Raw genomic sequence first — 14,092 nt, 5'->3', positions numbered from 1 at the left:
GTTGCGCTAGCGCAAACAACCCTCTCGCCGACCTCGTCCTGGCCGGATGGCCAACGCGCCGTTTAGAACTGAAATCTGCGGAAGGGTGGGGTTACAATGTCGCCCATGTCAGATCCCCGCTTCGTCCATCTCCGCGTTCACTCCGAATTCTCGATTGCCGACGGCATCGTGCGTCTCGACGACATCGTCGCGGCGGCGGCCAAAGACGGTCAGGGCGCGCTTGCGCTCACCGACCTCGGCAACGCGTTCGGCCTCGTCCGTTTCTACAAGGAAGCGCGTGGCAAAGGAGTCAAACCCATTGCCGGCTGCGACGTCTGGATCACCAATCCGGACGACCGCGACAAGCCTTCCCGTCTGCTGCTGCTGGTCAAGGACCGCCGCGGTTACCTCAACCTTTGCGAATTGCTCAGCAAGGCCTCGCTGACGAACCAGTATCGCGGCCGTGCGGAAATCGAAGCCGGCTGGCTCGAAACCGGTTTGGGCGAAGGGCTGCTCGCGCTGTCGGGCGCGCAGCAGGGCGACATCGGTCTTGCGTTGGCGGCGGGCAATGAAGAGGCGGCGAAGCGCAATGCACGGCATTGGGCGAAGGTGTTTCCGGGCGGCTTTTATATCGAGCTGCAGCGCTACGGTCAGCCTGGCGGCGAGCAGTACGTGCAGCAGGCGGTCGCGCTCGCGGCATCGCTGAAACTGCCGGTCGTCGCGACGCACCCGATGCAGTTCATGACGCCGGACGACTTCACCGCGCACGAAGCGCGCGTGTGTATTTCCGAAGGCGATATTCTCGCGAATCCGCGTCGCCAGAAGCGCTTCACGTCCGAGCAGTATTTCCGCACGCAACAGGAAATGGCCACGCTGTTCGCGGACATTCCTTCGGCGCTCGCGAACACGGTGCAGATCGCCAAGCGCTGCAATCTGACGCTCGAACTCGGCAAGCCGAAGCTGCCGCTCTTTCCGACGCCCGACGGCATGTCGCTCGACGACTACCTGGTGCAGCTGTCGAAAGAGGGCCTCGAAAAGCGGCTCGAACAGCTGTATCCGGACGAGGCCGAGCGCGACGCGCAACGCCCGACCTACTACCAGCGCCTCGAATTCGAGTGCGGCACGATCATCAAGATGGGCTTTCCGGGCTACTTCCTGATCGTTGCGGACTTCATCAACTGGGCAAAGAACAACGGCGTGCCGGTCGGTCCTGGCCGCGGTTCGGGCGCGGGTTCGCTGGTCGCCTATGCGCTCGGCGTGACCGATCTCGATCCGCTGCGCTACAACCTGCTGTTCGAACGTTTCCTGAATCCGGAGCGGGTGTCGATGCCCGACTTCGATATCGACTTCTGCCAGCACGGCCGTGATCGCGTGATCCAGTACGTGAAGGAAAAGTACGGCGCGAACGCGGTGTCGCAGATCGCGACGTTCGGCACGATGGCGGCCAAGGCGGCGGTGCGAGACATCGGCCGCGTGCTCGATCTCGGCTACATGTTCACGGACGGCGTCGCGAAGCTGATCCCGTTCAAGCCGGGCAAGCACGTGACCATCGCCGACGCGATGAAGGAAGAGCCGCTATTGCAGGAGCGCTTCGACAACGAAGACGAAGTGCACCAGCTGCTCGAACTCGCGCAGCGCGTAGAGGGCTTGACGCGTAACGTCGGTATGCACGCGGGCGGCGTGCTGATCGCGCCCGGCAAGCTGACCGATTTCTGCCCCCTCTATACGCAGGGCGACGACAGCGGCGTCGTCAGCCAGTACGACAAGGACGACGTCGAGGCGGTCGGCCTCGTGAAGTTCGACTTTCTGGGCCTGACCACGCTGACCATTCTGGATTGGGCCGAGCGCTACATCCGCCGCCTCGATCCGTCGAAGCAGGACTGGTCGCTCGGCCAGGTGCCGCTCGACGACCCCGCGTCGTTCTCGATTCTGAAGAAAGCGAACACGGTCGCCGTGTTCCAGCTGGAAAGCCGCGGCATGCAGGGCATGCTGAAGGACGCGCAGCCCGATCGCTTCGAGGACATCATCGCGCTCGTCGCGTTGTACCGCCCGGGTCCGATGGACCTGATCCCGAGCTTCTGCGCACGTAAGCACGGCCGCGAGGTGGTGGAATATCCGGACCCGCGCGTCGAACCTGTTCTGAAAGAGACCTACGGCATCATGGTCTACCAGGAGCAGGTGATGCAGATGGCGCAGATCATCGGCGGTTACTCGCTGGGCGGCGCCGACCTGCTGCGTCGCGCGATGGGTAAGAAAAAGCCCGAGGAGATGGCCCAGCACCGCGAGATTTTCGCGGAAGGCGCGGCCAGGAACGGCCTCACGCGCGAGAAGTCCGACGAAATCTTCGACCTGATGGAGAAGTTCGCGGGCTACGGCTTCAACAAGTCGCACGCGGCTGCGTATGCGCTGCTCGCCTACTACACCGCGTGGCTGAAGGCGCACCATCCGGCCGAATTCATGGCGGCCAACATGTCGCTCGCGATGGACGACACGGACAAGGTCAAGATCCTGTTCGAAGACTGCCTCGCGAACAAGATGGCCGTGCTGCCGCCGGACGTGAACCTGTCGGCGTATCGCTTCGAGCCGGTCGCCGAGGCCGACGGCAAGCGCTCGCGCACGATCCGTTATGGTCTCGGCGCAATCAAGGGCAGCGGCCAGAACGCGATCGAAGAAATCCTGCGCGCGCGCGAGGACGGCCGCTTCATCGACATCTTCGATTTCTGCAATCGCGTCGACCGGCGCATCGTCAATCGACGCACGATCGAAGCGCTGATTCGCGCCGGCGCGTTCGATACGCTGCATGCGAACCGCGCGCAGCTGATCGCATCGGTGTCGCTCGCGATGGAAGCGGCCGAGCAGGCGGCGGCCAATGCGCTGCAGGCGGGTCTGTTCGACATGGGCGACGCGCCGTCGCAAGGCCACGAACTCGTCGACGAACCGGAGTGGCCGGAAAAGCGCAAGCTGCAGGAAGAAAAGGCCGCGCTCGGTTTCTACCTGTCGGGCCATCTGTTCGATGCATACAAGGACGAAGTGCGCCGGTTCGTGCGCCAGAAGATCGGCGAGCTGAAGGAAGGGCGCGACAAGCTCGTTGCGGGCGTGATCGTATCGCTGCGCACGCAGATGACCCAGCGCGGCAAGATGCTGATCGCGCTGCTCGACGACGGCACCGGTCAGTGCGAAGTGACAGTCTTCAACGAGGTCTTCGAAGAACACAAGCAGCTGTTCAAGGAAGACGAACTGCTGGTCGTGCAGGGCCAGGCGCGTAACGACGCGTTCACGGGCGGCATCCGCTTCACCGTCGAAACGGTGATGGATCTCGGCCGCGCGCGCTGCCGCTACGCGGACTCGCTGAAGGTGCAGATGAACGGCAACGCTGACGCGCAGGCATTGCGCCGGGTGCTCGAAGCGCACACCGCCGGCAAGGAAGAGCCGGCCGGGGCAGCCGCGTCGGCGGCCGCCACTCGTGGCAACGGCGGTGGCAACGGCGGTGGCAACGGCGGCGGCCGTGGCGGCTTCGGCGGCGATGGCGGTCGTCAGCGTCAGGCGGTGCAGATTCCGAATGGACTCGCGGTGCAGGTGGTTTATCGCAGCGAGCATGCGCAAGGCGAAATGCGTCTGGGCGACGCGTGGCGCGTGAAGCCGACCGACGAACTGCTCGCCGCGCTGCGCGGCGAGTTTGCGGGAAGCTCGATCGAGATCGTGTATTGAGCGAGGTAGGCGGTGTGGATCGGCCGGTGCCGCGTGTACCGGCTAATCTGAGCTCAGCTTATCGCCCGCCCGTTTTTTCCAGCCGCGCCAGCTTCAGAAACCGGTAGTACACCGTCTCCGCATTGAACAGCGCGATCATCAGCCCGGCGCGGCCATCCAGAAAACCGCGCCGCAGCAGATAAGTCCGTACGAACGCCCACAGGCCGCGCCCGATCGCAAGGCGAATGCTGCCTTTCTGCCCGGCCTCGTAACGCTGCCGTGCGCCGGCCGTTGAATACGCGTCGAGCTTGCGCAGCACGCCCTCGAAGTCCTCGTACGAGTAGTGCATCAGCTTGCCGGTCAGGCGTTGCGCGGGCGTATCGAACACGAGGCGCTCGTGCACGAGATCGTCGGAGAAACGCGCGGTGCCGCGTTTGAAAAGGCGCGGAATCCAGTCCGGATACCAGCCGCTGTGATGAACCCATTGGCCGCAGAAGCTCGACAGACGGTCCACCGCGTAGACGTCGGCGGCGGGCGCGGCGAGCGCCGCGCGAATCGATGCGGCAAGTTCCGGCGTGACGATTTCGTCGGCGTCGAGCGACAGGACCCAGCTGGTGGTCAGTGCATCGACCGCACGGTTCTTTTGCGGGCCGAAGCCCGGCCAGTCCGTTTGCTCGATGACACGCGCGCCGTGCGCGCGGGCGATGTCGGCGGTGCCGTCGGTGCTGCCGCCGTCGATCACGACGATCTGATCGGCGAAGGCCACGGCCTGCAGGCATTCGGCGAGCCGCGCCGCCGCGTTCCGGGTGATGATGGCAACGCCAAGAGTGGTTTCTTGCATACCTGAGTTGCGTGGAGGACGAAGTGACGGAGCGGGGCCCCGCGACCCGGCAATCGAGCAGCGAGTATACACATCCCATCCGGCCCTGCACCACAGCGCGTATCGGCCAAGGTGTTGCGCGCATGCCGTCGCGCGCCGAGCGCCGGCCGTCATCTGCAACCGATTACAATGCTCTTTTTTGATATTCCACGCGGCCACCCAACCCTGCGCCGCGTGCTCGCCGTTCCGCATTTCCAGAGGATTCCTTGAGCGCGAAGCCAACGTTAAGCAAACCCATGGGTTCAGGCGATGCGTCGTCGCCGGCCGTCGTCCTGCGGCGCCTGTGGCCATTCATCAAGCCGCTGCTGTGGGTCGTGCTCGGCGCGATCGTCGCGATGGCAGTGAGCGCCGGCACCGACGCCGCCATTCCCGCGCTGCTCAAGCCACTGCTCGACAAGGGCTTCGGCTCGCACGCGGTCGACAAGACCAAGTGGCTCGTGCCGATCGCGGTGATCGGCCTCGCGCTGATTCGCGGCGTGTCGCAGTATGCGTCCGGCTATCTGCTCGCGTACGTGTCGAACAAGATCCTGCTCGAGCTGCGTCTGAAGATGTTCGACCGCATGATCCACACGAGCGTCGCGTTCTTCCAGCGCGAAACCGCGAGCACGGTGATCAACGCGATCGTCTTCGAGGTCAACCAGATTCTGAACGTGCTGCTGAGCGTGATGGTCACGCTCGTGCGCGACTCGCTGACGGTGATCTTCCTGCTCGGCTATCTGTTCTATCTGAACTGGCGCCTGACGTTGATCGTCGCGGTGCTGCTGCCGGGCATCGGCTGGCTGGTCGGCAAGATCAATCGCCGGCTGCGGCGCCTGAACCGCGAGCATCAGCTGCTCACCAACGAGCTGTCGTACATCGTCGAGGAGACGGTGGGCGGCTACAAGGTCGTCAAGGTGCATAACGGCGAGCAGTACGAGATGGACCGCTTCAACTCGATGAGCCGGCGCCTGCGCGGCTACGCGATGCGCATGACGGTGTCCGGCGGCCTCGCGCAGCCGTTGACGCAGTTCCTCGCGTCGATCGCGCTCGCGGTCGTGATCACGATCGCGGTGGTGCAGTCGTCATCGGACCAGACGACGGTCGGCGGCTTCGTCGCGTTCGTCACGTCGATGCTGCTCATCATCTCGCCGCTCAAGCATCTGATGGACGTGAACCAGCCGTTGCAGCGTGGTATGACCGCGGCCGAGCTGATCTTCGGTCTGATCGACGAGCCCGCCGAGCCGAAGGGCGGCGGTAGGCCCCTTGCTCGCGCGCGCGGCGAGGTCGAGTTCCGCGACGTGTCGTTCAACTACGGCACCAGCTCCACGCACAACCGTCACACGCTCGACCAGGTGTCGTTCAAGGTCGCCCCGGGCGAGATGGTCGCGCTTGCGGGTCCGTCGGGCAGCGGCAAGACCACACTCGTGAACCTGCTGCCGCGCTTCTTCGATCCGACCGGCGGCGCGATCCTGGTCGACGGCGTCGCGCTGCCCGAGTACGACCTGCACGCGCTGCGCAGCCAGATCGCGATGGTGAGCCAGGACGTCGTGCTGTTCAACGACACGATCGCGCACAACGTCGCGTACGGTCAGGAGGTCGATGCGGAGAAGGTCAAGGCGGCGTTGCGTGCGGCGAACCTGTGGGACACCGTGCAGGCGATGCCGCAGGGCATCGAGACGCTCGTCGGCGACAACGGCATGATGCTGTCGGGCGGCCAGCGCCAGCGTCTCGCGATCGCGCGCGCGATCTACAAGGACGCGCCGATTCTGATTCTCGACGAAGCGACGTCGGCGCTCGATTCAGAGTCCGAGCGCCACGTGCAGGCGGCGCTCGAAACGCTGATGAAGGGCCGCACGACGCTCGTGATCGCGCACCGGCTGTCGACCATCGAGCGCGCCGACCGCATCCTCGTGATGGAGGCGGGCCGGATCGTCGAGCGTGGCAGCCATCGCGAGCTGCTCGAGCACGACGGCCTGTACGCGCATCTGCATCGGATCCAGTTCCAGCAAAGCCCGGTTTGATCCGGCACATTGCGGCCCCAACCGCTAATCGCCTATCCGGCCCATTATCTGGGCCGGTGTTGCGTTTAAGTCTCAATTGGTTGCGCATTTTCGGCGCTCATCGCATGCTGGCGGGCAATCACGGTCCGCCTGGCGGAAATCGACTGCCTATGTTTGACGACGATCCGAGCAAGCCGCTCGTCTCCATCGCGCTCGCGACGTACAACGGCCGCACTTATCTGCCCGAGCTGCTGGCTTCGCTCGAAGCGCAGAGCTGGCCGCATCTCGAAGTCGTGGTATCCGACGACGCATCCTGCGACGGCACCCGCGAACTGCTCGCGTCGTATACGGGACGCGTGCCGGTGCGGCTCGTCGGCGATGGCACACGGGCGGGCATCGTCGGCAATTTCGAGCGCGCGCTCGCCGGCTGCCGCGGCGACTACATCGCGCTTGCCGACCAGGACGACGTCTGGGCGCCCGAGAAAGTCGCCGATCTGATGCGGGAGGTGCGGCGCGCGGAAAGCGCGGGCGACGGCGCCGCCACGCCGGCGCTCGCGTTCTGCGACATCGAGCTCGTCGACTCGACGCTGTGCCGTCTGTCGCGCTCGCTGTTCGATATCACCGCGAAGTCGCGCTGCGCGACGCGCTTGCGCGATTTTCTGCTGAGCAACCATGTGCCCGGCTGCGCGATGCTCGTCAACCGCGCGGCGCTCGATCGCGCACTGCCGTTCCCGCCCGGCATCGTGATGCACGACTGGTGGCTCGCGATGGTGGTTGCGTCGTTCGGCGAGATTCGCCACGTCGCGGCGCCGCATCTGAAGTATCGGCAGCATGACGGCAACGCGGTCGGCGCGAGCGCGACCAACGAGCGCGCGGTGCGTGACGAATGCGGCGCCGAGGCGGCACGGCGGCGCGGCGCGAGCCGGCGGCGGCAGATCGAAGCCATCGCGGATCAGGTGCGGGTGTTCACGCGCCGCTTCGGCGCCGAGCTGCCCGTCGATGCGCGTCACGACATGTACGCGTTTTCGCGCGGTGTCGCGAGCTGGCGCGGCGCGTTCGAGTTCGTGATGATCAGTCACACCGGCGAGACCTTCGTGCGCTCGGTGAAGATGCTGCGGCGCTTGCGCGCGAGTGTGCTGAGCTTCGGCGTCGAACTGCGAAGGCCGGGTCTCGCGCGACGCTTGCGGCAGCGGCGGGGCGCGTCGCGCTGAGTTTCGTGAGCCGCGCCGCATCGAGCCGCAAAGCGCGGTCAGACCTTACTGTCGTCTTCAGGCCTTTCCGCCCCGCACGAGCCGCTTGAGCCAGATGCCCGGTGCATAGACCACCGGGCAACTCGCATACAGAAACATCCGAATCCGCAGCCCGAGCTTCACGCCGGCGCTGCGCGTCACGAGACCAATGCGTTCGCCAAGACTGCCCGCTTCGAACATCGCATGGATGAACTGCTCGCGCGCGAGCTTCGGCGCCATCGCCGCGCGCATGCGTTCGCCGACGCCGGCGATCTGAGCATCGCGCTGCAGCTGCGCAAGTTCCGCGAGTCCGTAGCGATTGCTCTGCCGCATCCGCGCGATCAGCTCGTCGACCGACTGGTAGCGACGCTTGCGCGAGAGTCCGCCGCGCCGGTAGCGCACCAGCGGCTCGCGCAGACTGATCGCGCCGCCCGATAGGATCGCGCGCAGCACCATGATCTGATCCTCGGCCGCGGCGCCCGGCAGCATCGGCCCGAAGCGCTCGATCAGGCGTCGCGACCACGTATGCGCGGCGCCGATCAGCCACGGACGCTCGACGAGCCAGTCGTCGAAGCTGCGATAGCGGTCGAGCTCGGTCGGGCTCACGCGCTCGTGCACGTGACCCGTTTCGTCCATGTCGGCGAGATCGGTCGCGATCAGGTCGGGGCGGCGCCCATGCGCGAGCCAGCAGTCGACGACGCGCTCGCAGCGCTCGGGCGCCGACATGTCGTCGCCGGCTGCGACGAACAGCAACTCGCCCTGCGCCAACTGCGCGAGTTGCGACAGGTGCGCGCTGATGCCCTGGTTCACCAGATTGCGCCGCGCGATCACGCGATGCGGCCCGCTGTAGCCGGCGAGCGCCGCTTCGATCGCGGCGTAGGTCGCGTCGCGGGACGCGTCGTCGGAGACGATGATTTCGAGCGGCTCGTAGGTTTGCGCGAGCGCGCTGCGCACGGCGTCGCCGATCTGCTCTGCCTGGTTGTAGGCGATCACGAGCATCGAGACGAGGGGGCGGGCGGTGTCTGCGGTTGCAGGGGGTGCGAGGTGCGCCAGGCTATCGGTCATGGAGTCGGGGAGAAAGCGATTGGCCTAGATTCTAGCCGCTGACGGCCGCGCCGCGCGACGCGCACGGCAAACCCGAGCCCCCGCGAGCTGAACCCGGCGAAATCCATCCTTTACAATTGCCGCTGCCCCGAAACTGCGCACCCGCGGACTCGTCCGCGCGTGCGCCTCACCGAGACCGATCCTTGTCAGAGCCGACCCTCGACCCGAACCAGCGGCCCCTCACCGACATCGCGCTGACCGCCCAGGCGCTGAAGAACAGCGGCGGCGCCGAGCGCTACACGCGCGACGTGATCGCCGGCCTGCATCGGCTCGGTCTGCGCCCGACGCTGTTCGCGCGCGAGATCGACGAGGCGCTTCCCGAGGCCGCGTGGATCGATGCCCAGCCGCTCAACGTGCGCTGGGCGCCGCGCAAGCTGCGCAACCTCGCGTTCGACTGGCGTCTGAAGCAGCGTTTGAAGCGGCATCGTCCGGCGTGCGTGTTCTCGATCAATCACTCGACGCATGCCGACGTCGCATTGTGCGGCGGAACGCATCCGGGTTCGCTCGAAGCCGCGGGCCGCACCGCGCGCCGCAGCGACGAATGGCAAATCGAGCTCGAGCGGCGCGTCTACACGCGGGCGCGCGCGATCGTCGCGCATTCGCAATTGATGAGCCGCGAGTTGCAGCGTTTCTATCACGTGCCGGCAGCGCGCATCGACGTGCTTTATCCGCCCGTCGACACCGCCCGCTTCAAGCCGCTCGACGCCGCCGCGCGCGCGGCCGTGCGCCGCCAGCTCGGCGTGCCCGACGATCGCGTGATGTTCGTGTTCTCGTCGACGAGTCACGAGCGCAAGGGCTATCCGTTGCTCGAAGCGTTTTTCTCGGGCACGACGCTGCCGGTCTGTCTCGTCGTCGCGGGCCGCCCGGTGCCCAAAACTGGCGACACAATTCGTTACGCGGGTTACAGCAAAGAGATCGAAAAGCTGTTCGCGGCCGCCGATTTCACGGTCGTCGCGTCGGCGTACGAGCCGTTCGGGCTCGTCGGTGTCGAGTCGGTGATGTGCGGCACGCCGCTCGTGATCGCCGACAACGTCGGCTCGGCGGAGACCGTGACCGGCGCCGCGAAGATCGAGTTTTCGCGGCAGTCCGAGGGCAGTTTCGAGCGTGCGATCGGGCAGGCGGTCGAACGCGTGAAGAGCGGCGCCGCGCGCATCGCGGCGCCGCGCGACAGCCTCGTGTACGACCCGAGCGTCGACGCGCACGTCGCGGCGCTTTACGAGGTGTTCACGCGAGGATGAGGGCGGCGCTCCGCGCTCGGGCAGCCGCTTCTCGTCGAATCGGAATCAATCGCGCGGCTGCGTCTCGCGCACGAGCGCGGCTGGCGTCGGCGCGGCCGGCGCTTCGCTGCGCAGCTCGCGCTTGCGTGCATCGATCATCGCCAGCAGTGTCGCTACCAGCAGCGCGAGCAGTACCGTCACCATGACCGGCACCAGCACGTCGATCGTGAGGCCGAAGATTACCGTGCTCGACGCGACCGCCAGACCGGAATACGACGCGGCGCGAATCGCCGGGTCGCTCGCATGCCGGTGCCGCCAGAAATACACCGTCATGCCGTAGTAGAACAGCAGCAGGCAGATCACGCCGACCGCGCCCATCTCGGCCAGGGTCGAGAAGAAGTCGCTATGCGCGCGTTCGTTGACGATCTCGGCCTTCACCTCGCCGCGCTTGGCCATCGCGCCGAGCTCGTTGACCAGATGGCCCTTGCCGACGCCCCACAGCGGATGCCGCTCGACGATCATCCGCGATGCGTTCCACAGTTGCAGGCGCAGACCGGTGGCCGTGAAGTCTTCGCCCTTGTGCATCATCGATACATCGTTCGGCACTTCGGCGAAGCGCTTCTGGACCCGTTCGGTCGACAACAGCCCCCCCGCGCCGATCACGATCACGAGCGTCGCGACCAGCAGGCGCTTTTTCCGCGTGAACCAGTGGTACTGCATGCCTAGCAGCACGACGAACACCGGCACCGCGAGCCAGCCGCCGCGCGAGCCCGACAGAAACGACGCATAGCCGCCCGACACCAGCGCGAGCACGCGCGGCACGAGCACGCGCCAGTCGCGCGGATTGTCCCAGCCGAGCGTGAATACCGAGAGGAACGCGAGCAGCAGCGCGGTATCGCCGAACGGAATCGCGTTCGTGTACGAGTTGTTCAGACGGTTCGCATCGGTCCAGCCGCCGGGCGGCTGATTGATGATCGCCCATGCGCCCACCGCGAGCGCGCCGGCCGCACAGCCCCACCCGATCATGCGCAGATTGCGCGACGGCAATTGGCGCAGCAGCAGGAACACCAGCAGCGCAAACACGAAGCGCGCGACCGAGTCGAGTTCGCGTGGCAGCCAGTAGCCGAGCGCCAGCTGCTGCGCGCCGATCCCGACGACGAACGCGAGCATGCCGATCGTGAACCAGCGATAGGTGCGCAACGCGGAGAAATAGCCCGGCATGCGCCGGTTGACGATGGCCGCGCCGAGCGCGAGCGCGACGAGTACGAAAAAGCAGTAGCCGGTGCCGCCGCGCCACATCAGATTGACCGCGGGCGCGAGAAACAGCAGGGCCGACGTGAGCCAGACCAGACTGGAAGCAAAAATCATAGGTCTACGTTATCGATGAGCACACTACCGTTCCGGTGGTGAAATTGCAGGGGACGCCGGACCATTTGAGGTTTTCAAGACGGCAGAGCGATCCGGATTATAACCATGCGCTACCTTGCGGAATGCTTGCTGCCGCACGCGGTAAGGTACCGTCGGCCCGCGGTATTCGGCGTGGCGGCGGCAGGCGGCGCCTGTCGTGCGCGCAGACGGGGGGCGGTACAATCGCGCGACATTCATGGCCGGCGCGCGGCGCATGCCGCGCCCCGCGCCCAGCTCAACGGACCGACTCGATGTTCTCAATCATCATCCCGACCTGGAACAACCTGCCTTATCTGCGCCTCGTGATCAAAAGCCTGCGCCGTCATTCGACGTATCCGCACCAGATCATCGTGCACGTCAACGACGGTTCGGACGGCACGCTCGCGTGGGTGCGTGACGAGGGCATCGAGCATACGGCGTCGCCCGGCAATATCGGCATCTGCCACGCGGTCAATATCGCGGCGGCGCGCGCGACGCAGGACTACATCGTCTACATGAACGACGACATGTACTGCTGCCCGGGATGGGATGAAGCGCTCGTCAAGCGTCTCGCGCAGATGCCGGCCGACAGGCTGTTCATGTTGTCGGGCACGATGATCGAGCCGGTCGATTCGGGCAATCCGTGCGTGGTCGTACGCGACTTCGGCCGCGATGCCCAGGTGTTTCGCGCCGACGAGCTGGTCGCTGCCGCGCCCAGTCTCGTGCGTGCCGACTGGCGCGGCGCGACGTGGCCGCCGACGCTCGTGCATCGCGACTGGTGGTTCAAGGTGGGCGGCTACAGCAGCGAGCTGAGCCCCGGCATGAGCAGCGACAACGATTTCTCGATGAAGCTGTGGGACGCGGGCTGCCGCGTGTTCGTCGGCGTCGGCGACAGTCTCGTCTATCACTTCCAGCAGAAGAGCACCGGCAAGATCGTGAAGAACGACGGCCGTCGCCAGTTTCTCAACAAGTGGGGGATGACGCAGGCGACGTTCGACCGCTATTACCTGCGCCGCGGCACCGCCATCGACGGTGCGCTAGCGGTCAGCGAGCCGGAGCGCACCGGCCGGCTGCGCCGGGCGCTGCTGAAGTCGCGCATCAAACGCGCGTTGGGCTGACTGGCGCCGAACCGAAAACGGCGGCTCGACGCGCTGCGGGTGTCGTTGCGGGTGTCAAACGCCGCCCGTCACGAGCGGCAGCACCGTCAGGTCCGGATGCGTGCCGTCGACGATGCTGCGTCCCACGTGCACCGCTTCGTAGAGCGCGTCGTCGACACTCGCGAAGCTCTCCTCGCCATCCGCGTGAAACGGCACCGCATGGCCAGGAAGCTGGGGATTGGCGCCCGGATGACAGACGTAGCCTAGATACGTGTAGCGACTCTTTTGCGTGGCCGCGTCGGCGGCATGCGCCGGGTCGGGCGGGTCCTTTGGAACAGGTGACACGTGTATCTCGAAGCCCTCGTATTGCACCGTTTGCCAACTTGCGGTTTGGTCGGCCATGACCGCCTCCGTCTAGCTCTGTCCTGTCCAAAAGTCTAGGTGATTTGCCGCCAAAACGCGCGGATGCGCGGGCCTGTAGTCGGAAGATTTTTGCTTTATTTCTGAAAATCGGCAGTATCCACGATCGCGTCGGCCAGAACGCCCCGTCTGGTTCTCGTCGGATAAAATGCTGCGCTTTGCCTAAATCCGACTTCGCTCATGTGGTTCAAAAACCTTCAGCTGCACCGTCTGCCCGCTCCGTGGTCCGTCACCCCTGAACAGTTGCAGAAGTGGCTCGCGCCGTACGCGTTCGCGCCCGGCCAGAGTGTCGAGATGCAGGCCCAGGGGTGGGCGCCGCCGCGCGACGGCGACTCGCTCGTCTACGCCATGAATGGTCAGATGCTGCTGACGTTCCGTGCCGAGAAGAAGCTGCTGCCCGCGTCGGTGGTCACCCAGATCACGCGCGAGCGCGCGGCCGAGCTCGAGGAGCAGCAGGGCTTCAAGCCGGGCCGCAAGCAGATGCGCGACCTGAAAGAGCAGGTCACCGACGAGTTGCGCCCGCGCGCATTCAGCATCCGCCGCGATACGCGCGTGTGGATCGATTGCACGAATGGCTGGCTCGTGATCGACGCGGCGTCGCAGGCGCTCGCCGACGATGTGCGCGGTCTGCTCGTCAAGTCGATCGACCAGTTGCCGCTGATGACGGTGCGCGTCGCGCAGTCGCCGGTCGCGGCGATGACCGGCTGGCTGCTCGACGGCGACGCGCCGGCGGGTTTTACGCTCGATCAGGACACCGAGCTGCGTTCGCCCGCCGAGGGCAACGCGACGGTCCGCTATGTCGGACATGCACTGGACGCCGAAGACATGCGCCGCCATATCGAGGCAGGTAAGCAATGCATGCGGCTGGCGATGACGTGGAACGATCGCGTGTCGTTCGTGCTGACGCCGTCGCTGACGATCAAGCGCATCGCGCCGCTCGACGTGCTCAAGGAAGCGAGCGATCCGACCGCGCAGAACGACGACGAACGCTTCGATTCGGACGTCGCGCTGATGACGGCCGAACTCGACCGCATGCTGCGCGATCTGATCGATGCACTCGGCGGCGAGCAGGGCGAGCAAGGGTTCGCGCTGCCGCAGGCCGTGGCGGCTTGAG

The 14,092-nt window shown here is 65.9% G+C and carries 10 protein-coding genes; 6 read left to right on the top strand and 4 right to left on the bottom strand.

Going from position 1 to position 14,092, the window contains the following annotated elements:
* The first annotated feature begins 96 nt into the window (after positions 1 to 96).
* The gene (gene dnaE / locus G5S42_RS24855; RefSeq protein WP_176109182.1) at positions 97 to 3,687 is read left to right on the top strand and encodes a DNA polymerase III subunit alpha; all 3,591 of its coding nucleotides are present in this window, start codon (positions 97 to 99) and stop codon (positions 3,685 to 3,687) included.
* Positions 3,688 to 3,745: 58 nt separating this feature from the next.
* Here the strand turns inward: dnaE and G5S42_RS24850 are convergent, their stop codons facing one another.
* The gene (locus G5S42_RS24850; RefSeq protein ID WP_176109181.1) at positions 3,746 to 4,507 is read right to left on the bottom strand and encodes a glycosyltransferase family 2 protein; all 762 of its coding nucleotides are present in this window, start codon (positions 4,505 to 4,507) and stop codon (positions 3,746 to 3,748) included.
* Positions 4,508 to 4,752: 245 nt separating this feature from the next.
* Here G5S42_RS24850 and msbA point away from each other — a divergent pair, with 245 nt between their 5' ends.
* The gene (msbA, locus tag G5S42_RS24845; RefSeq protein WP_176109180.1) at positions 4,753 to 6,546 is read left to right on the top strand and encodes a lipid A export permease/ATP-binding protein MsbA; all 1,794 of its coding nucleotides are present in this window, start codon (positions 4,753 to 4,755) and stop codon (positions 6,544 to 6,546) included.
* Positions 6,547 to 6,695: 149 nt separating this feature from the next.
* On the top strand, positions 6,696 to 7,736 hold the full coding sequence (locus G5S42_RS24840; RefSeq protein ID WP_176109179.1) for a glycosyltransferase family 2 protein: 1,041 nt from the start codon (positions 6,696 to 6,698) through the stop codon (positions 7,734 to 7,736).
* A 57-nt stretch (positions 7,737 to 7,793) separates the two neighbouring features.
* Here the strand turns inward: G5S42_RS24840 and G5S42_RS24835 are convergent, their stop codons facing one another.
* Positions 7,794 to 8,819, bottom strand: a complete 1,026-nt coding sequence (locus tag G5S42_RS24835) for a glycosyltransferase family 2 protein (protein WP_176109178.1) — start codon at positions 8,817 to 8,819, stop codon at positions 7,794 to 7,796.
* Positions 8,820 to 9,001: 182 nt separating this feature from the next.
* Here G5S42_RS24835 and G5S42_RS24830 point away from each other — a divergent pair, with 182 nt between their 5' ends.
* Positions 9,002 to 10,096, top strand: coding sequence for a glycosyltransferase family 4 protein (locus G5S42_RS24830; protein ID WP_176109177.1), 1,095 nt, complete (start codon positions 9,002 to 9,004; stop codon positions 10,094 to 10,096).
* Positions 10,097 to 10,141: 45 nt separating this feature from the next.
* Here the strand turns inward: G5S42_RS24830 and G5S42_RS24825 are convergent, their stop codons facing one another.
* A complete protein-coding gene (locus tag G5S42_RS24825) occupies positions 10,142 to 11,443 on the bottom strand; it encodes an O-antigen ligase family protein (RefSeq protein WP_176109176.1) in 1,302 nt (433 codons plus the stop codon).
* A 290-nt stretch (positions 11,444 to 11,733) separates the two neighbouring features.
* Between G5S42_RS24825 and G5S42_RS24820 the strand changes: the two genes are divergently transcribed.
* Positions 11,734 to 12,579: a glycosyltransferase family 2 protein gene (locus tag G5S42_RS24820; RefSeq protein ID WP_176109175.1), complete on the top strand. Its 846-nt coding sequence runs from the start codon at positions 11,734 to 11,736 to the stop codon at positions 12,577 to 12,579.
* A 54-nt stretch (positions 12,580 to 12,633) separates the two neighbouring features.
* On the opposite strand, the gene G5S42_RS24815 is transcribed toward G5S42_RS24820, so the two are convergent.
* On the bottom strand, positions 12,634 to 12,960 hold the full coding sequence (locus G5S42_RS24815; protein ID WP_176109174.1) for a hypothetical protein: 327 nt from the start codon (positions 12,958 to 12,960) through the stop codon (positions 12,634 to 12,636).
* Between the two features lie 198 nt (positions 12,961 to 13,158).
* Between G5S42_RS24815 and G5S42_RS24810 the strand changes: the two genes are divergently transcribed.
* A complete protein-coding gene (locus G5S42_RS24810; RefSeq protein ID WP_176109173.1) occupies positions 13,159 to 14,091 on the top strand; it encodes a recombination-associated protein RdgC in 933 nt (310 codons plus the stop codon).
* Position 14,092: the final 1 nt, after the last annotated feature.

The sequence above is a fragment of the Paraburkholderia youngii genome, from assembly GCF_013366925.1.
GTDB classification, from domain to species: domain Bacteria; phylum Pseudomonadota; class Gammaproteobacteria; order Burkholderiales; family Burkholderiaceae; genus Paraburkholderia; species Paraburkholderia youngii.
The sequence above is the reverse complement of the archived record's forward strand: the minus strand, read 5'-3'. Positions and strand labels throughout refer to the sequence as shown.